Below are 21,461 nucleotides of genomic sequence, written 5' to 3'. Positions count from 1 at the left end.
TAACTTGATAAATTTAGGGAAAATTTAGGGCTAAAATGAAAAAAGTTCTCACGGTTTTTGGCACCCGTCCAGAAGCCATAAAAATGGCACCTCTTGTCCATAAGTTAGCTGAAGCCGAAGGCCTAGACGCTAAGGTATGTGTAACTGCACAGCACCGAGAAATGTTGGACCAAGTTTTGGACTTATTTGAAATAAAGCCTGATTTTGATCTAAACATCATGAAGCCCGGCCAAGACTTGTATGACGTCACAGGTAATATACTTTCAGGGTTAAAACCTGTGTTGAATGAATTCAAACCCGACGTAGTATTGGTTCATGGTGATACCACTACAACGTTTTCAGCTTCCCTAGCGGCGTTTTATCAACAAATTAAGGTTGGCCATGTAGAAGCTGGCCTCAGAACGGGCAATATTTATTCGCCTTGGCCAGAAGAAGCCAATCGAAAGCTTACTGGGTCGTTGACTAATTACCATTTTGCCCCGACTCAACTTTCTCAAGAAAACTTGCTCAAAGAAAATGTCTCTCAATCTGACATTGTTATTACTGGTAATACGGTCATCGACGCATTGCTGTGGGTTAAAAACAAATTAGAAACTGATAAAGAATTGCAAACTCAGTTTGTTGAGAAGTTTGATTTCTTAGACGCGTCCAAAAAGCTCATATTAGTGACAGGTCACCGTCGAGAAAGTTTTGGTGGTGGTTTTGAGCGAATTTGCGCTGCACTTGCGGATATTGCAGACCAGCGCTCTGACGTACAAATTGTCTATCCGATGCATCTCAATCCTAATGTCAGAGAACCGGTTAATCGCCTATTATCAAAACACGATAATATTGTCCTTATCGAACCACAAGATTACTTGCCGTTTGTTTATTTGATGAATCAAAGTTATCTGATCATTACGGATTCTGGTGGTGTTCAAGAGGAAGCGCCATCTCTGGGCAAACCTGTATTAGTGATGCGAGATACCACTGAACGACCAGAAGCGATAGAGGCGGGAACTGTGAAGCTAGTGGGTACTGATACTTCTAAAATTGTCTCAGAAACCTTTGCATTACTTGATGATGACGCACTTTACCAGTCGATGGCAAGAGCGCACAATCCATATGGTGATGGTCAAGCGTGTGGCCGTATCGTTGATACCTTACTCAAAAAATTATAATAAAACGTATTAGATATAGGAACTTAGGGAATGGAATTTAACACCGTTTCAGTGATTGGCTTAGGATACATTGGCTTACCTACAGCAGCCGTTATTGCCTCTCGTGGCATCAAAGTAGTTGGTGTCGAAATCAACCAACATGCGGTTGATACTATAAATGCTGGTAACATCCACATCGTAGAGCCTGATTTAGACATAGTCGTTAAAAGTGTCGTATCGACAGGTAATTTGAGAGCGACAACGCAAGTCGAACCGGCCGATGCATTTATGATAGCGGTTCCAACACCATTCAAACACGGTAGTGACGACTCTCACAGTCCCGACCTGAGTTACATCGAGAGTGCAGCCAAAGCTATCGCACCTGTGATTGAAAAAGGTAATTTAATCATCCTTGAATCCACCTCACCAGTGGGTGCAACTGAAAAGCTAGCAGGCTGGTTAAAAGAAGCGCGTCCAGATTTAACTTTCCCACAGGACGTTGGCGACCAAGCTGATATCAAGGTTGCGCACTGTCCAGAGCGCGTTTTACCTGGCTACGTTTTACAAGAACTAGTATCTAATGACCGTGTCATCGGTGGTATATCATCGGCATGTAGTGCCAAAGCAGTAGAACTATACAAAACCTTTGTTCGCGGTGAATGCATTGTAACCAACGCTCGTACTGCAGAAATGGCAAAACTAACTGAAAACTCATTCCGCGATGTCAACATTGCCTTTGCAAACGAGCTTTCGACCATTTGTGATCAATTACACATAAACGTATGGGAACTCATTCGACTTGCTAACCGCCATCCTCGAGTAAACATACTTAATCCAGGACCAGGTGTGGGCGGTCATTGCATCGCTGTTGATCCTTGGTTTATCGTTGATAGTTGTCCAGAACAAGCTAAGTTGATCAAACAAGCGCGCTTAGTGAATGATGGCAAACCTTATTATGTCATCGATCAAATCAAACAAGCTGCGGACGAATTTAAAAAGCCCGTTATTGCGTGTTTAGGCCTAGCCTTTAAAGCGGATATTGATGACTTACGCGAAAGCCCAGCGGTTCAAATCGTAGAACAATTAGCAAACGACCATGTCGGTGAGCTACTTGCAGTCGAACCAAATATCAAGGAGTTACCTAGCTCTTTAAGCCAAAAGAACATTGAACTTGTCTCATTGAAGCAAGCTCTTGAAAAAGCCAACGTCATTGTTGTTTTGGTTGACCATAAAGAATTCAAATCCGCAGATAAATCAGAGTTTGCGCGTAAAGTTGTCATTGATACGCGAGGCATCTTGTAACAAAGTCAGGAGCGTCGTTCATGCAGTTCATTCAATTGTTGAATAAACTTGTGATAAACATAGTTATCACTTTGAGTTTAGTGCTGACTTGTGTCATGTCTCCAGCTGCAGCTGCCAAAAAAGTATACGTCGACGGGATGCCGTTCGACTCGCTTTCCGATGCAGTACCTGCAATTGTTGATAAGAGTACGATTTACCTAGAAAAAGGTGTTTATACAAAAGGCGCTTATATCACCAAAAGTGATATTTCAATAATTGGTGAGCCGGGTGTCGTCTTTGACGGTGCTTTTGTTGATGGTAAAGCCGCATTGGTTTTAACAGGCAATAATGTGTTGGTCGAGTCGATTGAGTGCACTAATATTGCAGTACCCGACGGTAATGGCTCATGTATAAAATTTGAAGGGCGCAACATCACCATTCGAGATTTGTATGTTCATGATAGTCAATCCGGTGTAATGACCAGTCGAGTTAAAGGCTCGGTAAACATAGAGTTTTCGAAATTTGAACGACTGGGTAACCGAAATGGTTATAGCCACGCTATGTATATCATTGCAGATGAACTGAACGTTCGATACAGCACTATTGTCAGCAACAAAAAGCAAGGATCAGGAATCAAATCACGTTCGGCTAAAGTACTTGTCGAAAACAGCCTGCTTGCAACTCTAGATGGCGTCGATAGTCGACTCATAGATATGGCTGAATACGGTGAGCTAATTATTCGCGATAGTATTTTGCAACAAGGACCTAATTCGTCCAATAGCCAGTTAATTGCTTACGGACTTGAGAAAAAGCCTAAGAAGTTTGCCATCAACCGTATTGAGCTAAAAAACAATCTCATTTTTTACGACCGTGATGTTAACGTTTTAATCTCTAAGCGTTTAGACGATGAGTTTGTTAATCGCGGCAATGTGTTTGTTGGTGATTTTAATCACCCTAACCAGATGGTTCCAGGTAACTCGTGGTACCTTTCGAGACAAGCTGCCAAAGTTAAACCCTATCCTTACCTACCTACTATTGAAGAACGCACGCTCGTCATGGATCAAATTAGGGCCTTAGGGAACAAAGAGAATTTATAACATGGATACAAACGTCAGCATTACTTTATTGACGCCAAACGATTACGCACAATGGGATGAGTACGTAGATTCGAAAACAGCCTCTAGCCTTTACCACAAAACGGCTTGGATAGAGGTCATCTCAAAAACGTTAAAACAAAAACCCTTGTATCTAATTGCAAAGAACTCAGACAAATCTATAGTGGGTGTGATGCCAATTGTCGACTTGAACAGTTGGTTGTTTGGTCATTACATGGTTTCGATGCCTTACTTCAATTACGGAAGTGCCATAGCAGAGAGTATTGAGATAGAACATGCGTTAATTAAAACCGCAATTGACCTTGCCCAATCTAGCAAAGTATCGCATCTACAATTACGTGCCGATCACGAACTCGAATTACCTGACTTGCACGTAAATACTCACAAGGTAAACATGGTTTTGTCATTGCCTGAATCAGCTGAAGCACTAGGCAAGGCAATCGGCTCAAAAAGGCGGTCGCAAATAAAACGTCCTATCAGAGAGGGCGTCAGCCATAAATTTGGTGGTCTTGAGTTGCTTGATGACTTTTATCATGTGTTCTGCCACAACATGCGTGATTTAGGTACTCCGGTTTATAGCAAAGCTTTTTTTAGTTCTATTTTAGAAACCTTTAAAGACAATGCGTTATTGTGTGTTGTGTATTGGCAAAACAAACCAGTCTCAACGGGATTTTTACTTCATTACAATGGGCGTATGGAGATCCCTTGGGCGAGCACGGTTAAATATGCAAACCGGATCTCGGTCAACATGTATTTATACTGGCAAATATTGAGTCATGCTATTGAACAAGGCTTTAAAGAATTTGATTTTGGCCGCTCGACCATTGACGCGGGTACCTACAAGTTTAAAAAACAATGGGGAGCCGAGCCCCAACAGTGTTACTGGTATCACTGGGTGCCAGAGGGTAAGGAAGTACCTGATCTATCCCCAAGCAGTGGTAAGTTCGATTTGGCGATAAAGGTTTGGCAAAAGTTACCTATTCCAATTACCAAGCTGATTGGCCCGCCGCTCGTTAGAAATCTACCCTAGCTCGCTTTGTGCTCAAATTGAGCGTCCAATTCAAGGCGCTCAATTTGGTATAAATCCATATACTTATCGACCATTTTGTCCATGCTGTAGTTATCGAAAACGAGCTGATGCGCGACGCCTACCTTTTTATGACGCCCGAGCTCATCAGACATAATATCGTTTAACGTGCTGCAATAAGCTTTAACATTGTCACTCTCTACAAGCCACGCGTGCTGTTCAGTAATAAACTTGGAAATACCGCCTACGTCTGTTGTGATGACCGGTGTTTTTTGTGCCATCGCCTCTAAAATGGTCATCGGCATTGCTTCATAAAAGCTAGAAAGTGCAAATAAATCTGTGCCAGCAAGAATGTCTGGGACGTCAGATCTAAAACCTAAAAATTGAATATCCGATGCACTCTTTAGAGATGCAGCGTATTGAGTGAGCTCTTCAAAAATAGGGCCATTTCCGGCCAACTGCAGTTTGACGTTTTGCCAATGAGGATAGCGCTGTTTACCAAGCTCAAAGGCGTTGAGTAACAATTTTTGGTTTTTTATTGGATCGATACGGCCAACCGTCGTAATTGTAAATGGTGCGTCGGAGTTTGGAGAAGTACTCTTTTTGTCAGGTACATCTCTATCAATCGTAACACCGTTGAAAACAAGCTGAACTTTGGATTTTGGTATCCTTAAATCTTCGGTGACCCATCTAAATAGATCATACGAAACGACGATGTAATGATCGATAAACCGCGAGATTTGTTTGCGAAAGAAGTTATTAAACTGATTTTGGCCTTTAGGATCATCACCACCTCTGCCATGATCGCAATGTACCGTCGTTTTGATCCCTGCCGCTTTTGCCACGAGGTGATATTCAATGGTTCCGAAGTTATAAGTATGAACCGCTGTTGGTTTGATTTTGCGCAGTAGTTTAAACAGTTTTAAATGGCTCATGACATCATTGCCAGGCTTTTTACCCAGACAATAAACTTCGATAGGGCAATTGATCTCTTTAGCAAGCTCGAAGTCTGTCGTTAAAGAGACAAGAACGTGTTTGACGTTGTAATGCTCTGAATTGTTGATCAAGTTGACCACAACTTTTTCGAGGCCGCCACAGCCAAAGCTCGGCACTATGTGTACGACTTTTTTCTTGCCTAAACAATTATAAGAGACCATTTTGTTCATTTATTCATAGCATTAATTAATTTCAAACTTTACTATAACCTTACTTGGAATCAAATCGCTATCGATCACAGTGGATGAGATAAACGTAACAGCTGAAGTTCTTTCAATTGAGCAATTCAATCTTCTAGAACATGATTGGAATACGTTATTTGCAAAAAGCGAACAACGTTTCTTCTTATCTTGGAATTGGATGGGTAGCTGGCTATCGATTTTGCCTTCACAGTCGAGGGCAATGGTCGTTAAAGCAGTGGTCAACAATGAAATTGTTGGACTCGCTGTTTTTTGTCACTCCAATGTTCGTCGTCATGGTTTTATAACATCTTCACAATGGCACATGCATCGAGCCGGTGTTGCTGAGTTGGACCAGATGTGGATTGAGTACAATGACGTACTATGTGCTAAAGAAAATCAATTAGCGGTTCGCGATGCTATTATCAAATACGCTATTAATTATTTTGATTTTGATGAATTAGCCGTTTCGATGGCAACATCTTCGCGTTTATCGACAAAGTCTTCGATACCGTCTCATTCATTTTGGGTAGATTCGACGGCACATCCTGCTTTTAAAATAAATCTATCTAAGCCATACAAACCATCAAAAAATCTGCATCGACAGATTACTAAAACCGAAGAACTTCTTGCGTCAAACGGTGGGCTATCTTGGTCAATCACAAGTAGCCAAGAAGAAGTTTTTAATATATTAGACCTCGGAAAACATTGGCATCAGGAGAAGTGGCGTGAGACACCAACTCCGAGTGGGTTTGATAATGCCGTCTTTGAATCGTTTCATCACCGCTTAATTGAACACAATAACGATGAAAATAAAGTTGTAGTCGTCGCTTTAAGTCACCAAAACAAGCTTATTGGTTTCAACTACTTACTAACTGATAAGCATTCGGTGTATTTCTATTTATCTAGCTTTATGCCGGTTAACGATAACCGTATAAAAATCGGGTATTTTTTACATAATAAATGTATTGAATGGGCTACTGAGCACAACTACCAATACTATGATTTCCTTGCTGGTGAAAGTAGTTATAAACAGCGATTTTCGGATGAAAGATATTGTCTTTTCGATAACATATTACAGAAGAAAAAATTGTCGTTTTATGCAGAACGAATGTTATCCAAAATAAAACACAAACTGGTTAGAAAATAACCACAGCTTCATGGTATAAAATAACAAATTCAAAAAATTATGGATTGATTATGAACCTTAAACTAACAGCAGTCGCAACAGCGTTGACGCTCGCATTAGCAGGGTGCTCTGGTGAAGATGCCGAATCTATGTACCAATCTGCACAACAAGATTTTAGTACACAAGATTATAAAACAGCGGTCATCAACCTCAAAAACGCTATTAAGGAAAATGGTACGCACCCTGATTATCGTGCCCTTCTTGGGGACGTCTATTTTGCCCAGGGCCAATTGCAAGCTGCGGAAAAAGAGTACATCAAAGCGATAGAATACGGTGGTGATGAGGAAGCTCTTCTAGCGAAACTTGCCGGCACATTATTCTATGCAGCAGACTTCCAACAAGTAACCGAAATAGAGTTAGAAGACCTTGACGCCTCGCCACAAAACATTGCTAAATTAAACGTGTTCAAAGGTATGTCGGCTTCTGCCTTAAACGATCGACAAGCTATGCTTGACTATTTAGAGTTGGCACAGAATACAAATCAACCATCTAATTATAAAGATATTGCCACTATATTAGTTCAAAACATAGATACGCCTCAGAAGGCATTAGAGTCTCTGTCAAAACTAACTATTGAAGATTCTGAAAGCTTAGCGTTAACACATTTGGTTTCGGGACACTTGGCAACGAGATCAGATCAAATTCAACAAGCCGTGACTCATTATCAGCAGTTTGTTGATAACAAACCTAACCTTTTACTCGGTAATTTATACCTTGCCGTTGCCCTGTTAAAAAATGAGCAATACGAGGAAACCATCAAGACTGCTAACAAGGTGTTAAAAGTCAGCCAATCACAACCTTTTGCAAACTTTTTAGTTGCTCAAAGCCAATATCAACTCAAGCAACACGAGCAAGCCAGTTTAGCGGCTGAAAAAGCGGTACAAAATGGCTACGACAACGTTAATTCGAGACTAGTCGCAGCACTTAGCGCTTTTAATCTACAAAAATACGAAGTTGCGTTTAAACACTTTAATACTATTCAGCAACAACTAGATGCTTCGCACCCAGCTAGACAAGTTATGTTAGCAACAGCCATCAAGCTTGGATCTGTCGAAGACATTGAGCAGTCTTTAGAAGATATAGAAGTTTCGGCTATTCAGCCTGAACTACTAAACGCAGCAAGCTTGGAGCTATTTAGAAGTGGTAAAGGCGAAATGGCCAAAGGGTTACTTAATCAAACTTCTGAGCTAGACCTAAACTCTTCAAGAGCTCTGAGCCAATTGGGCATGTTAAAAATCTCCAGCGGCGATGACGCTGGTATTAAAGATTTAGAAGCAGCTCTTGCTTTGCAACCAGATTCTGCACCTCTTTACCTGACACTTGGCTCGGCTTATTTACAATCTGGTAAGATTGACAAAGCAGAGGCTCTTATTGAACCTTTTATGAAGAGTCAGCCTAGTTCAGTAGAAGCATTTAATTATGCTGCACTCGTTTATATGCGAAGTGACCGAGTTAAAGTAGCAGCTGACTATTTAACTCAGGCAAAACAAATTGACCCAAGTAATAAAATGTCGCTGCTTTTCGATATTAACCAGGCCTTTGCTAATAAGCAGTTTAGACAAGCGTTCGATATTGCAATTTCGCTCTTAGATAAAGAACCCGCCTATACTCCTGCACTCAAGGCATTGTCTATTGCGGGGTTATCGCTAAACCTTAACAGTGAAGTTGAGTCTAGATTACAGAAAGCGGTTGATGCTTCGGATGGTTTTACTCAGATAAATTTGAAGGCAACTTTTCATTTTATCGAGAAAGACTACAAAGCAGCGCTACAGACGTTATCTTCTAATACCAATTTAAAAGAAGCGCCTAACCAAACTTGGTTATTAAAAAGTACTCTTGTTAGAAAACTGGAAGGCTACGAAGCAGGAAAGAACAGTTATCAAGAGTGGGTTAAAGCTCAACCAGCTAATGTCGATGCTTATTTGTATTTAATTACCTATTTAGAGACAAACTTTAAATCATCTGAAGCTTTTGAAGCGGCAAAATCGGCAATGACTCGTTTTCCGAATAATACTCGGATCAAACTTATCAATGCATATTATTTAAGCCTTAATGGTGAAAGTTCGAAAGCAGATCAACTATTGAACTCTCTAACAAATACAAATACTGATCCCTTGTATCTGTTAACCAAGAGTCAAATTGAAATCGCCAATAGGCGATACGAATCAGCAAATGAATTGGCACTACAAGCCTATAACGCGGCTCCTGCTTTTAATACGGTTCGTATTCGCTACGCATTGCTAAAACAAACAAATAGCAAAAGTGCAGCGCACCAGTTCGCCGAGAATCACTTAACTAAATATGACCAAGACTTCTCGTCTCGACTTATGTTGGCTAATGAATACATGGCAACAACACCAACGAAGGCGATAAGCCATTACGAATTTTTGGCAAAAAATACTGAAGCGAATGTCGTTGTACTGAACAATTTAGCTTATTTGAAATTGGAATCAGGTCAGCTTGAAGAAGCAAAACAATATGGAGAGGAAGCGGTTAAACACAGCCCAGACAACCCAAGTGTGTTGGATACAATGGCTATGATTTACTTTAAGATGAATGACTTAACACAAGCCAAAGCACTTATAAATAAAGCGGCACAATTAGCTCCTGACAATCAAAACATCCAGCTTCATTTACAACAAATTAATATGGCCGGATAATTCGGCCTCTAAAACTTTTTTTTGAACCAAGTAAAAACAAAAAAGGCCACTTTACAGTGGCCTTTTTGATTTGAGAAAAAATCTCTTATGCTTTACGACGAGCGTAACCCGCTACACCTAGTAGACCTAGAGCAAAAATGCCTAGTGTCATTGGCTCAGATACTGATGCACCTGAAGTGTTCGCGTTTTGAACGATTTTTAACTGGTAAGCTGTGTCACTCTTAAGTGAAAGTAAACCGCTGTCTTGAGTGCCTGTTTTGTTATATGCATATGTGCCATCAACAACAGAACCAGAAGAGCTAATACCGAATAATTCGTCATTATTTAAATCGAACGAGTACAGAGTAGTTGGTGCACAAAAGCCAGAACACTTCTCAATCAAGTCAATTTCGAACGCCCAGTCAGCATTACCAATACCACCACTCCAAGTGATATCAACCAATACATCGAACAACCAACCAAACGATAGGCCTAACCACACATCTTGTTGTGCAGTAAAGTCAAACGTCGCTTCTAACGAGTTAGAGATTTGTGAGTTGGTCTCACCTGTTTGGTAACCACCAACATCTGTGTAACTTGCCGTACGACCTGACGCACCACCAGGAGCGAAGATGTTACCAACTAGCGTAGCTTCTGAGTTTACAGAGCTCAATGGGCTAGTTTGCATAGCGTCTAGGTCAATATTTAGTGGAGCAAATGCGTCCGTAACCTGAGTTACGAAAGCTTCACCAGCCAAGTTACCATTTAACGTAGTGCTTACACTTGTACCGTTAAAGTTAATGATTGGTTGACCAATAAAACCAAAATCTACTGCAGGTTGAAGTTGGGTTTGACCTAAGCTGTCAGAAAACAACTTAATTTCTAAATTTGAGATGTCGATTTCAACAGATGAAAGCACATCTGCGTTCGCTGACGATGCCGCAAATGCAGCGCCAATCAACAAGCCTTTTGTAACCTTTGAAAATTTCATAACGTATTCCTTTTGATTGAACTTATTGTCAATGTTTAACTAATCAATTGAAAGCACATCTCGTGCCAATTTTAAAAACCAACAAAATCAACAACTTATAAAACAAAAGAGGAATATTGTTAAAAATTCTGACATCCATTATTGGATGTAATGATTTTTGCCAATAGTACAATGAGGATCCAAAGCGTTTTTCAAATCGCAGTGCACTTCTTTTAGGTTACTGTCAAATCCCAAAGAGTCTGTTTGCATTGCTCTTAAAGCCGAGCGATAAGAATATAATCCAAGTTTATTGAATTCATTCAGCATTTCGTCGTAACACTTAAGGGCTGCCTCATCTTCACCAGGTAGCTCACGGTCGAAAATAATTGAAATAACGCAATCTACGGCTTTTTCATTAAGTAATGTAATCGATAGCGTTGGATCAAAGCCAAATTTTTGAGAAACCCTGGTGGATGTATCAATCATTAATTGAATAGTTTCTCTTGTCATTGGTCCTATGGGTGCTAACCAAAATAAACCGACATTATCAGCGTCAGGATCTCTTACACCTGCAACTTCTGACACTTGTCGCTTTCGATAATAAACTGAATCGATAAAATAATTTGTCGGCTTACCTTGTTTAAGCCCTAATAGCTCTTTTAAGACAATGAGTTGCTTGCCCAGTTTGTTAGCAATATTTGGTAGTGTCGATTTAACGATACCGGAGTTAACTAAACCTTGCGCCAACTCAATTTGTTTGGGAGTCAACATTATTATCTTACAGTTCAGTTTTCTCAGTGCCTTCTTTACTATTTTTGATTTAGCCTCGAGCTCAGCTGAACTATCGGCATAAACTGCCCCCGAAATAGTCCAAGGGCTAATATCATGTTTATTAGAGATCCTTTCGACTAAGGAGTCTGGCAGGGGCGTACTTCCCTCAGTTTCCCTAAATGGATACCTCATAAGAGCTTGTATTCCCTTGTGGGTATTGCCACAGTGCATTTGTGAGTCTAATACTCTCGATAGCTTCAAGGGACGCAAAGCTTCAACAGCATCTAAATAATCCTCATTGCTATTGAGCTTTACAAAAAACTTTTTGATATATTGTTTTGCAGGCATTAGATGCAAATACATTGCGGTTACTATGCCTAGGTTGGATTGGCTGAATATTCCCTCAATTACCGGTCCATGGCCAAATTTGTGTACACCTATATTTGCAGCGTCAATATGACCTGCATGTCCTGTTTTTATAAACCGACCATCTGCTAAAACAACCTCGAGACCAGAGCAATGTTCAAAGTGATCACCTTTAGCAGTATGACCAAAACCTCTGATCAATGTATTAGCTAAAACGCTACTTGTTACTGCAGAGCCTGTTGCATCCATCCAAAAATGGCCGCCCTGTTCCTGTAAAAAATCATACAACTGCTGCTGAGTAACGCCAGCTTCTATTCTGACGATCCCCAAAGTTTTGCCGTAGGGAACATCTCTATCATGTCGATTTGAAAGCCAAGTCGGTGTGGAATTTAATTTATGCAGCGACATTAATATCGCATTTTGAGAACTTGGCGTTGCAGAGCCATAACCCCAATTTTGCCCCTTTGATACTGGGTATATAGTTAGCTCGGCGCCTTGTTTGTTTTGATCATTTATAAACCGTGTAACATCACGTACTTGCTCAACATTATCAGGGCTAATGACCAACTGAGAATCATAACTATCTGCGTAGGTGCAAAGATTTTTATGGGTTAGTTCGTTGCTATTGTGATCTTTACTTGAGTACTCGATCGCATTTTTTATTAAGAACTCGATTAGAGCGTTTTGCCAATTCATTTTGAGGCCATACTGTATGATTAATCAATCGAAGATATTACAACCAAACCGCTTTCATCTTCGAATACTTCATTTTCCAATTCACCTTTGATGCTTGAAAAGAGGCGCTTGAAACCGGGTGTCAAACTATTTAGCAACATTTCAGGACTAATGTAATAAGGAGCGCGACGGCCGTGATAATCTACCACTGGGCCAATTTGTTTAAACTTGATACCAAGAAAACTGAGACTTCTGGCTAACCTTGGCTCCATCATGACATAACAATGGTCAATTTCTTTACTAATGACGACACTAGCGGCACAAAGATACAAACCTACTGCAATAAACGGAAAGCAACGCAATTCACTCTCTGAGTAAGTATTCTCATTTATAGCGCCTGTCGCTGCTCCCTTGTGCTTGTCACTCGCTCTTCTTCTAAACGAAGCTGGTACAGCTAAGCGTGATATCTCACAAATTTTGTTTCTTGCAAACTTACTTGGGTGCAACTCAGGATCATCGATAAACTCAGAGCAATATCGTTCAAGAGGCAACAATTGCTCTTCGCTGCGCGAATATACAACTCTGCATGTACCTGCGTATTTTTGGGTAGATCTATGTTGAATTAAGCAAATAATCGAATGAGCATCCGCTTCATCCGTTTCGCGTTTATCTTCTCGACACTCTTCAAACGCGAGTTCCTCACAATATACATTATGTCGAATTTTAAATGCTTCATCTCTTAAAAAGGAATTATAAGCGACAACAGGCTTTAAAAATTGTGCAAAATGACGCGCAATTTGATTAGCTTTGTGATTGACCACCACTTTGCCGACTCGCTCAGCAATGGGTCCAATTACAGGTTTTGAAGATAACTTTTTTAAAAAGCTCACCTAAGATGCCTCTTGTCTACGAATTACGTTGTATTTTAACGAAAGAACGTCGCTTTTTTCGGTATTTTGATTGAATATACGTATTAAATCTGAAAAAACCATATATATTTAGTTCATACTTGAGACTAGTGTAAAAAACCGTGTGGTTCCAGTGTCAGTTTTTTTTACAGTTTCGCATTGAAGCTACGTAAACCTCCTATAAACACAGCACTTGCGGTATGGAATAAAAATTGCTGTATCATCTTTATTAGAGTATTTATTGTTCAGTCGCTTCTGGTTATAATGCAGAGCACTCTGAGAACAAATGTATTGGATAATTCATCATGGCAAACCAAACAAGTAGCGATTCAAAAAGCTTTAAGCAGTCTAGACGCAAGTTACTATTGGCTTCAGCCAAAGTTGCTCCTGTCGTGACAGCAATGGCTGCTGCTCCTGTATGGGCAACCTCAGGGTCAAATGGCAGTAATCAATCACCGGGTATGTCGGCAGCGACACAACAATCTGTAAAATTTAACGGATTTAGCCCAGGTTATTTCACCCGTAAATATACCAAAAAACATAACCAGAGATATTCCAGTTATTCTCAAACTACGAGCACTCAGTCTCAATCAGATAGCTCTGTACAATGCGAAAACGTAGGCAATAACCGCTTACCAGAGCGTTATTACGAAATGTATTACGGTGGCGTTGGTGGTGTCTTCCCATTCTCACGTTTGAATGCGAAAGTTGCTGATGTCTTAGATCCGAGCCGTTGGAGAAGCACTGGTCAACACATTACTCAGATAGACCGCTTCATGCTAACTGCGTATCTTAACGCGGACCCAACTTATGGTGCGTTAGGTTATCCATATACACAACAAGAAGTTATGCGTTTTGCAGAAGATTATGAACGTGGGTTAATCTCTGACTCAGATGCGTACACAATCCTTGTAAATCTTATCCATGAAGGTCAAGCAGACTTGGGTTGGGAAGCTGACACAGTTTGCTAAAACTCAAATCCAGTGTCGTGACAAAAACTCATATAGGTCACGGCACTTACCTTTTTGATAATCTTCTCTCTGAAACACTGTTTATTCCTGTCGATATCAAATCTCTTTTCGATCTTCTTCAACAGGGTGTGTTAGATCGTATTGCCCTGCAAAACGCGGTTTTTTCTGAAGTGGACTGTACAGATGAAGAAGCTTTGTTAGTTGTTGAAAATACGATAGACTCTCTTTCAAATAAGGGTTTGTTAGAGCACTGAAGTGAAGATTAAGGACGTAAAACGAGACTCGGTTTTAAAGGAAAAAACGCTAGGCTTGAAGTGCGGTCCTTTTAATATTTCAATTACCTCTCCATTTGACCATTTGTTCGAAGAAACACTTTCACTCTATAGCGACTTTGAAACATTAAAAGCTGACGACATACTCGATTTTGAACTCTCCATTACCAAGCCCAAATCACTGATTCGGCGCGCTTTTAAATCGCAATGTTATTTTTCGTTAGGCTCTGAATCTCCGTTTGCACCTATGGAGAGCCATCAGGCATTTGGTATGTTTGAGTGGGGATTTAATTGGTGTATTTCATCTTATGCCCATCAATATCTCATTATTCATGCAGCGGTCTTAGAAAAAGACGGGGTTTGCGTTGTTTTTCCTGCCCCACCAGGTTCAGGAAAGAGCACACTAACTGCGCTATTAACATACTCAGGCTGGCGACTGTTGTCAGATGAACTGACCCTTATCGATTTGTCGGATAACCTAATTCAAGGTCTAGCCAGACCAATAAACCTTAAAAACCACTCTATTAAAGTTATTCAAGATAAATTCCCTCATGTGGAACACTCAAAGGTGATGGGTGACACTCATAAAGGCGATGTTTGCCTTTTTAAACCTACGTTAAAGAGTGTTGAGGAAGTAAACGTCAAAGCAAAAGCAACTCACGTCATTTTTCCGAAATATAAGAGCGGTGGCGATACAGTCATTGAACAGCTAGCTCAATCACAATTCTTTTTTGAATTGATCGACAATAGCTTTAATTATGGCATTTTGGGTCAACAAGGCTTTGAGGTATTAACCGATTTTGTAGATGGTATTGAAGGTTACAACTTTACTTATTCGAATTCTGATGAGGCAATAGAACTGTTTGATAAGCTAGCCACTCAAGGTAAGTGGGATATTAAGGTGAATGACGATGAATAGTATTCTCCTTAGACTTTTTATCAAGCCCAAACAAGCAATCGATCTCACAAATACAGAATGGACCCATGTCCTCACCCATGGCCGCAATCAAAACATGCTTGGCAGACTGTACGCCAAATTAAAGTCTGCTGGGCTATCAGAGCAGTTACCTCAGAATGTAATCACACACATGACCAACTGTGAGAAAACTGAACAACGTCAGCGCATTAACATTGACCGAGAACTTAAAGAAATCTCTAATGCCTTGTCAGAAAAGCACGTAAGTGGCGTTGTGTTAAAAGGTGCGGCGTATTCTCTATTAGAGTTAAGGTGTGCAGATGGACGTATTTTCAATGACATAGATGTGCTTGTCGCTCACTCTGATCTTAGAAAAGCAGAGATCGGACTGATGACAAAAAGTTGGTTTCACACCAAAGAAAACGATTATGACAAGCGGTATTTTAGAGAATGGATGCATGAAATCCCGCCGATGGTGCACAAAGTTAGACACACAACTATCGATTTGCATCACAATATTTTACCACTGACAAATCGTCAGCATTTCTCTTCAGATTTATTAAAACGTGAAAAGACACAATACGACGGGCTTTATGTTCTTACACCTGTTGATCGCTTTATCCACAGTGCCGTACATTTGTTTACAGAGAGCGAGTTTCCACATGCTATTCGTGATTTAACAGATTTAATATTGTTATTCGAAGACGTAGAGGCGTCACTTGAATCAACGTCAACAACCGCAGAACAAGTTATTCTGCTCCGATCGGATGAGTTAAACCTTAATAATTATATTCAATTAGCGATTTATTTTGTTTTATTTCACAAAGAAAAGGATAAATCATCTTCGATAAAGGCCCTGTTGTGTAAATCAGCAGTGACTCGATTATTAACCTTGCCTTCCTATCAAATTGTATTTGATCAAGATTGCGCAGTTCCGACTAAGGTAAGTCATAAACTAGCCTTACTTTGGCTAATGATCCGAAGCCATTTAATTAAAATGCCACTTCGGATACTGATCCCTCACCTAGTTCGTAAATTTATTTTTAATACCAAAAAAAGGTTTAGCGATGAAGAAAAGCAGCATTTACAGTAATAATTTACCGCAAAAATTAGTTTTCTTTATCGCCCTAGTTTTACTTGGTTTGAGTCAGCCATCATTGGCCGAATCACTCATTCAAACCGCTTCCACAACCAAACAATCCGTCGTTGGCGTAGGTGTCTACAACCCTTTAAGCGCTCCTAGATATCAGCTTTTAGGCACGGGGTTTGTGATTGATAGCTCTGCCACCAAATCGATTATCGCAACGAATCATCACGTCGTTAATGGGCCTATGTTCGATGCCGATAAGGCAGAAATATCGGTGCATGTTGGTGAGAGTAAAAAAGCTCAGTTTTATCGGGCAAAATTACTGGCTCAGGACCAAAGAGCAGATGTCGCATTACTCGAGGTTAATGTCGCGCTACCGGCCCTGGCTTTAGAAGACGCAAACAAGATTGCACCAGCGGCGTCTCAAATACTGATTGCGGGCTTGCCGATTGGCTCTGTGTTGGGATTGTTTAAAGCGGTACACGTGGGTTATGTCGCAGCGTATGTCCCCCAGGCGATTCCACAATCCAACTCGAGTCAGCTTTCAATTGAAATGATCAAGCGTCTTCGTGATCCGCTTTTCGTTTATCAATTGGATATTACTGCTTACCCTGGCAACAGCGGGAGTCCTGTTGTCGATGTGACAACTGGAAAAGTAATCGCAATCATTAATAGTGTGCTGGTAAAATCCACCCGTGAACAAGTATTGTCTGATCCAAGCGGGATCAGTTACGCAATCCCAGTATCCGAAATTCACAAGCTACTAAAAACAATTAAAACGAAAGGCTAAATTGTGGAAATTACTTACTTAACTGGCTTAGTTTTATGTGCACTTGGCTACCTTGCCAATGGTGCACTGGTGTTTAACAGCCAAGCAAAAGGCGTTGTTCGCTCGATGTTTATTATGACATTTGTGGCAATGTTAGTTTGGTCAGTTGGCTATCTTGTTTTTTGGGTTGCGTCAGACAGTACAATTATTTCTGTAAGCCCGCTTTTAGAATCAATCCAACTAGGCATTTGGACTTTGCTATTGCTGGCGATTCTCGATGCACAAAAAGTCAAAACCAGCCGTTTCTTAAAAGGTAAGTATGCACTTACAATCACCTTTGTAATTTTGATATTTAACTTTGCGATTGTTTCACCGTTTTTTGATCAAGCCTCACGCCTGCAACTGATGATAGCTGCCAGTTTACTTGGCTGTATTATTCAACTAATCCTGATTGAACAAATTTACCGTGCCGCTGGCGATGATAAATGGGCCTACAAACCATTGGTTTTAGGTTTGGCAATGGTGAATATTTTTCACTTAGTTATGATGTCTAACTCATTGTTACTCAACAATATCGATATCAACTATTTAGCGGCAAGACCGTTCATATACGCGATGTTGGCGCCGTTTTTACTGTTAAGCATGAAGCGCGTCAATGATTGGAATCTGAGAGTGTTCATTTCTCGTGATGTTGTTTTGCATAGTTCGCTATTAGTGTTTGCAGGTGCTTACCTAATGCTAATGGCCGCGACTGGTTATTACATACAGCAAACTGGCCAGAGTTGGTCAGGTGTATTGCAAATCGTCTTTATAGCCGGCGCACTTGTAGCCCTTGCCTATATTTTTATTTCGGACTCACTGCGTAAGTATTTTAAGACTTTTATTCAAAAGCATTTTTATGCAAATCAATTTGATTATCGTGAAGAGTGGCTCAATTTAACTCAAACTTTAGATCAACACGATGTTGAAAAAGACTTTTATCTGACCGGCCTATCGGGTGTTTGTAACTCTCTTTACTATCAAAAAGGCGCTTACTTACGTCAACAATTTAATCAACTTGAATTGGTAACGCCTGACGTATTTGGCCTCACTCACGATGTCAAAATGGAACTGGATTGTATCGTTGCGCAATTAGAAAAAACTCATTGGATTTTGGACTTGCCTGATTTTGATAAAGAAGAGTATCGCGAGTCTTTTGCTAACTGTTCGGTAACTGCACTTCAAAAACAAGGGGTCGAGATTGTTTTACCTATTTACATCAATAATAAATTGCACGGCGTCTTTTTATTGTCGAGTGCTGGTCGGGACCGGATCGTTGTAAACTGGGAGGTAAGAGATTATCTGACGGCAGTTTCTTCTCAAGTTGCTAGCTTTATTCGCTCGGGAGAAACTCGCGAACGATTAGAAGAAAACGCTAAATTTGCGGCCTTTAATCGTATGTCAGCGTTTGTAGTCCATGATTTAAAAAATGTCATCGCTCAAATTGGCATGATTGTCACCAATGCCGAAAAACATCGAGAAAACCCTGAGTTTATTGACGATACGTTTGAAACCCTTGCTCATACAAAAGAACGTATGGACAAAATGTTGTCTCAACTCAAAGAAAAGCAACAGCAGCGCAGCGCACAACCGTCTCTCATTGAGCTCAATGAGACACTTTCGGCCGTTACTCAACAATATCAAAACCGCCAACCGGCTCCTAACTTTGTCAAAGCAAATCAACCGGTCAGTGTCCCTTTAGATAAGGACAGATTTAGTTCCGTTATCGGCCACCTAATTGATAATGCACAACAAGCAACAGACGAAAACGGAACCGTATTAGTAAAACTATTAATTGAGACCAATCCAGACATCGTTAAAGTAATAATTTCTGACACGGGGATTGGCATGACTCAAGATTTCATTGATAATCTTTTATTCAAGCCGTTTGAAACCACCAAAGGAAATGCAGGAATGGGTGTCGGTGTGTACGAAGCCAAAACCTTTGCTCAGGAGTGCGGTGGAATATTAACCGTTGATAGTGAAGTGAATGTAGGGACGACATTCGTTATGCAAATACCACTGTCTAACGTGGTTAGCTGATAAAGACCAATGGCTAAATAAGGTAAAAACTGGGTACAATACAGACCCAATCGAAATTCGGTTATAGGCTCATTTTTAAAGGGAATAATTGTGGATAAGTTACTGATTGTAGAGGATGACTTAGGAATTCAAAAACAGCTCAAATGGGGCTTGCCCGGTTATGAACTGCTGTTTGCTGAAGATCGTCAAAAAGCAATCTCGCAATTACGTCGCCACGAACCCAAAGTTGTAACCCTAGATTTAGGCCTTCCACCAGATCCAGCCAATGCATCTGAAGGCTTAGCGATTTTATCTGAAATAATGTCGCTCGCCCCCAACACCAAAGTCATTGTTGTAACCGGTAACTCAGATAAAGCCAATGCACTGAAGGCCATCGAATTGGGTGCCTATGATTTTTATCAAAAGCCCATCGAGATGGAAACCCTTGCAATAATCGTAGCTCGAGCCTTTCACTTAGCTAAATTGGAAGAAGAATACCGTCAGCTGCAACACGCAGGTAATCCATTTGGCGGCATCATTGGCACAAGCCCAAATATTCAAAAAGCGTGTAAATTAGCAGAGCGTATCGCCAAAGCTGATATCACCACGTTGTTACTTGGCGAAAGCGGCACGGGTAAAGAAGTCTTTGCCAAAGCAATCCATGAAGCTAGCCCTCGTGCTAAAGGTCCATTTGTTGCCATTAACTGTGCATCGATTCCAGATAACCTTCTAGAGAGTGAGCTCTTCGGTTACGAAAAAGGCGCGTTTACGGGTGCAAATAAAACCACCAAAGGTAAAGTTGAATTTGCCAATGGCGGTACCCTTTTCTTAGACGAAATAGGTGATATGCCACTTAACTTACAAGCTAAAATGTTGAGGTTTTTGCAAGAGCGTGTGATTGAACGCGTAGGTGGCAGGGCAGAAATTCCTGTTAATGTAAGAGTGATCTGTGCAACTCACAGAGACTTGCCTGAAATGTCCAAAAAAGAAGAGTTTCGTGAAGATTTATACTTCCGTATTGGCGAAGTCACGATCGAAATTCCACCATTGCGTGATCGCAGTGGCGATGTTGTGGTTCTTGCGAAGCACTTTTTGAATATGTTCAATCAGGAGTTTTCACAAAACGTCCGAGGCTTTACTGAAAGTGCGATTCAAGCACTGATGGCACACCCTTGGTCAGGTAACATCCGAGAGCTACAAAACAAGCTCAAATCTGCTGTCATTATTTCTGACAACAATATGATCACTGCCGAAGACCTTGGCTTTTTTGATTATCAAGAAAACCCGAACGAGGTGTCTGATCTCAACTTAAAGACGGTTCGTGAACGCGCTGAAAGCGAAGCCATCCGCACCGCTTATGCCCAAGCAAAACACAATATTTCTCGTACTGCAGAGTTACTTGGTGTAACCCGCCCAACCTTGTACTCATTAATCGAAAAAAATAACTTAACGGATATCAAGTCAAGCTAGCTGCTTGACTTGTCCCATTGAAACACAGATTCAATTCCGGTATCGAACACTTGTGCAATGCGAAACGCCGTTTCTAACGAGGGTGAATAGCGTCTTTGTTCGATTGCCGCTACTGTCTGCCGAGTCACCCCAACCTTTTCCCCTAGTTCGCCTTGTGTTAACCCTTTTTGTTCTCTTAATGCTTTTACCGAGTTGGTGATAGGTAATAATTTTGCCATTTATGACCAACTTAAAATCCACGTCGATAAAAGAAAATTTGCAACGCATAGTCCGCTATTTGAGCCACTAATAAGCTAGCAAAAACGATATAAAAAAGCAGATTGCCATCTCCTTTAAATAAGAAATGAAACAGCCCCGCAACGGCACCAAAACCTAATATATAACCGGACAAATTACCGGCCTTATTAAAAATAGTACGCTCGCGCTCATCTGGATCTGTATTCGCTTCTTTTGGTGCTACAGCTGCAGTGACAATATGACCAATCACCGCCAATACAACAATACTTACAGTGAAGCTTGAAAGCATTTGCAAACTCGGTGCGATGACTTCTCCTGCCGCCTGAGACATAGCGAAGACTTTTTGAAAGTAAGATAACCCACATAAGGTTAATATAACGGCCATAAGCCAAGCCGACTTTTCGTGAAATGACATGTATCTCT

Annotated in this window: 19 protein-coding genes; 13 read left to right on the top strand and 6 right to left on the bottom strand. The window is 40.7% G+C overall.

Annotated features, from left to right (window positions below):
• Positions 1-35 precede the first annotated feature (35 nt).
• The 4 genes from wecB to J1N51_RS10180 are packed head-to-tail and all read left to right on the top strand — an operon-like array spanning position 36 to position 4,565.
• On the top strand, positions 36-1,160 hold the full coding sequence (gene wecB, locus J1N51_RS10195) for a non-hydrolyzing UDP-N-acetylglucosamine 2-epimerase (RefSeq protein ID WP_208831010.1): 1,125 nt from the start codon (positions 36-38) through the stop codon (positions 1,158-1,160).
• Between the two features lie 30 nt (positions 1,161-1,190).
• On the top strand, positions 1,191-2,441 hold the full coding sequence (wecC, locus tag J1N51_RS10190; RefSeq protein ID WP_208831008.1) for a UDP-N-acetyl-D-mannosamine dehydrogenase: 1,251 nt from the start codon (positions 1,191-1,193) through the stop codon (positions 2,439-2,441).
• Positions 2,442-2,461: 20 nt separating this feature from the next.
• Positions 2,462-3,517 (top strand): right-handed parallel beta-helix repeat-containing protein, encoded by a 1,056-nt coding sequence (locus J1N51_RS10185; RefSeq protein ID WP_208831006.1) that lies wholly within the window; start codon positions 2,462-2,464, stop codon positions 3,515-3,517.
• Between the two features lies 1 nt (position 3,518).
• A complete protein-coding gene (locus J1N51_RS10180; RefSeq protein ID WP_208831004.1) occupies positions 3,519-4,565 on the top strand; it encodes a FemAB family XrtA/PEP-CTERM system-associated protein in 1,047 nt (348 codons plus the stop codon).
• Here J1N51_RS10180 and J1N51_RS10175 read toward each other — a convergent pair.
• Complete coding sequence (locus J1N51_RS10175) at positions 4,562-5,719, bottom strand: glycosyltransferase (RefSeq protein WP_208831002.1); 1,158 nt, start codon at positions 5,717-5,719, stop codon at positions 4,562-4,564. The two genes, J1N51_RS10180 and J1N51_RS10175, sit on opposite strands and share 4 nt — an antisense overlap.
• Positions 5,720-5,798: 79 nt before the next feature.
• Between J1N51_RS10175 and J1N51_RS10170 the strand changes: the two genes are divergently transcribed.
• Both J1N51_RS10170 and prsT read left to right on the top strand, forming a co-directional pair.
• Positions 5,799-6,887 carry a GNAT family N-acetyltransferase gene (locus tag J1N51_RS10170; RefSeq protein ID WP_208831000.1) on the top strand — a complete coding sequence of 363 codons (1,089 nt, stop codon included), beginning with the start codon at positions 5,799-5,801 and terminating at the stop codon, positions 6,885-6,887.
• 50 nt (positions 6,888-6,937) lie between these two features.
• Entirely contained in the window at positions 6,938-9,586 is a 2,649-nt protein-coding gene (prsT, locus tag J1N51_RS10165) for an XrtA/PEP-CTERM system TPR-repeat protein PrsT (RefSeq protein WP_208830998.1), read from the top strand.
• Between the two features lie 85 nt (positions 9,587-9,671).
• Here the strand turns inward: prsT and J1N51_RS10160 are convergent, their stop codons facing one another.
• The 3 genes from J1N51_RS10160 to J1N51_RS10150 form a co-directional block, all read right to left on the bottom strand.
• The gene (locus J1N51_RS10160; RefSeq protein WP_208830996.1) at positions 9,672-10,556 is read right to left on the bottom strand and encodes a PEP-CTERM sorting domain-containing protein; all 885 of its coding nucleotides are present in this window, start codon (positions 10,554-10,556) and stop codon (positions 9,672-9,674) included.
• A 138-nt stretch (positions 10,557-10,694) separates the two neighbouring features.
• The gene (locus J1N51_RS10155) at positions 10,695-12,368 is read right to left on the bottom strand and encodes an FAD-binding protein (RefSeq protein ID WP_208830994.1); all 1,674 of its coding nucleotides are present in this window, start codon (positions 12,366-12,368) and stop codon (positions 10,695-10,697) included.
• 20 nt (positions 12,369-12,388) lie between these two features.
• A complete protein-coding gene (locus tag J1N51_RS10150; protein ID WP_208830992.1) occupies positions 12,389-13,237 on the bottom strand; it encodes a PEP-CTERM/exosortase system-associated acyltransferase in 849 nt (282 codons plus the stop codon).
• Between the two features lie 323 nt (positions 13,238-13,560).
• Between J1N51_RS10150 and J1N51_RS10145 the strand changes: the two genes are divergently transcribed.
• The 7 genes from J1N51_RS10145 to prsR all read left to right on the top strand — a co-directional run bounded on the left by J1N51_RS10145 (position 13,561) and on the right by prsR (position 20,801).
• The gene (locus J1N51_RS10145; RefSeq protein ID WP_208830990.1) at positions 13,561-14,226 is read left to right on the top strand and encodes a hypothetical protein; all 666 of its coding nucleotides are present in this window, start codon (positions 13,561-13,563) and stop codon (positions 14,224-14,226) included.
• A complete protein-coding gene (locus J1N51_RS10140) occupies positions 14,220-14,480 on the top strand; it encodes a hypothetical protein (protein WP_208830988.1) in 261 nt (86 codons plus the stop codon). Before J1N51_RS10145 ends, J1N51_RS10140 begins: the two co-directional genes overlap by 7 nt.
• A gap of 1 nt (position 14,481) precedes the next feature.
• Positions 14,482-15,417, top strand: coding sequence for an HprK-related kinase A (locus tag J1N51_RS10135; RefSeq protein WP_208830986.1), 936 nt, complete (start codon positions 14,482-14,484; stop codon positions 15,415-15,417).
• Positions 15,410-16,507 carry a nucleotidyltransferase family protein gene (locus J1N51_RS10130; protein ID WP_208830984.1) on the top strand — a complete coding sequence of 366 codons (1,098 nt, stop codon included), beginning with the start codon at positions 15,410-15,412 and terminating at the stop codon, positions 16,505-16,507. The genes J1N51_RS10135 and J1N51_RS10130 overlap by 8 nt, the downstream gene beginning before the upstream one ends.
• Positions 16,482-17,291, top strand: coding sequence for a S1C family serine protease (locus tag J1N51_RS10125; RefSeq protein WP_208830982.1), 810 nt, complete (start codon positions 16,482-16,484; stop codon positions 17,289-17,291). Before J1N51_RS10130 ends, J1N51_RS10125 begins: the two co-directional genes overlap by 26 nt.
• Positions 17,292-17,294: 3 nt before the next feature.
• Positions 17,295-19,352, top strand: coding sequence for an XrtA/PEP-CTERM system histidine kinase PrsK (gene prsK, locus J1N51_RS10120; RefSeq protein WP_208830979.1), 2,058 nt, complete (start codon positions 17,295-17,297; stop codon positions 19,350-19,352).
• A gap of 90 nt (positions 19,353-19,442) precedes the next feature.
• Entirely contained in the window at positions 19,443-20,801 is a 1,359-nt protein-coding gene (gene prsR / locus J1N51_RS10115) for a PEP-CTERM-box response regulator transcription factor (protein ID WP_208830977.1), read from the top strand.
• Here the strand turns inward: prsR and J1N51_RS10110 are convergent.
• The gene (locus J1N51_RS10110; protein ID WP_208830975.1) at positions 20,798-21,019 is read right to left on the bottom strand and encodes a helix-turn-helix transcriptional regulator; all 222 of its coding nucleotides are present in this window, start codon (positions 21,017-21,019) and stop codon (positions 20,798-20,800) included. The genes prsR and J1N51_RS10110 overlap by 4 nt on opposite strands.
• Before the next feature lie 11 nt (positions 21,020-21,030).
• Positions 21,031-21,453, bottom strand: a complete 423-nt coding sequence (locus tag J1N51_RS10105) for a hypothetical protein (RefSeq protein WP_208830973.1) — start codon at positions 21,451-21,453, stop codon at positions 21,031-21,033.
• Between the last annotated feature and the right edge of the window lie 8 nt (positions 21,454-21,461).

The organism is Psychrosphaera ytuae (genome assembly GCF_017638545.1).
GTDB classification, from domain to species: Bacteria; Pseudomonadota; Gammaproteobacteria; order Enterobacterales; family Alteromonadaceae; genus Psychrosphaera; species Psychrosphaera ytuae.
The sequence above is the reverse complement of the archived record's forward strand: the minus strand, read 5'-3'. Positions and strand labels throughout refer to the sequence as shown.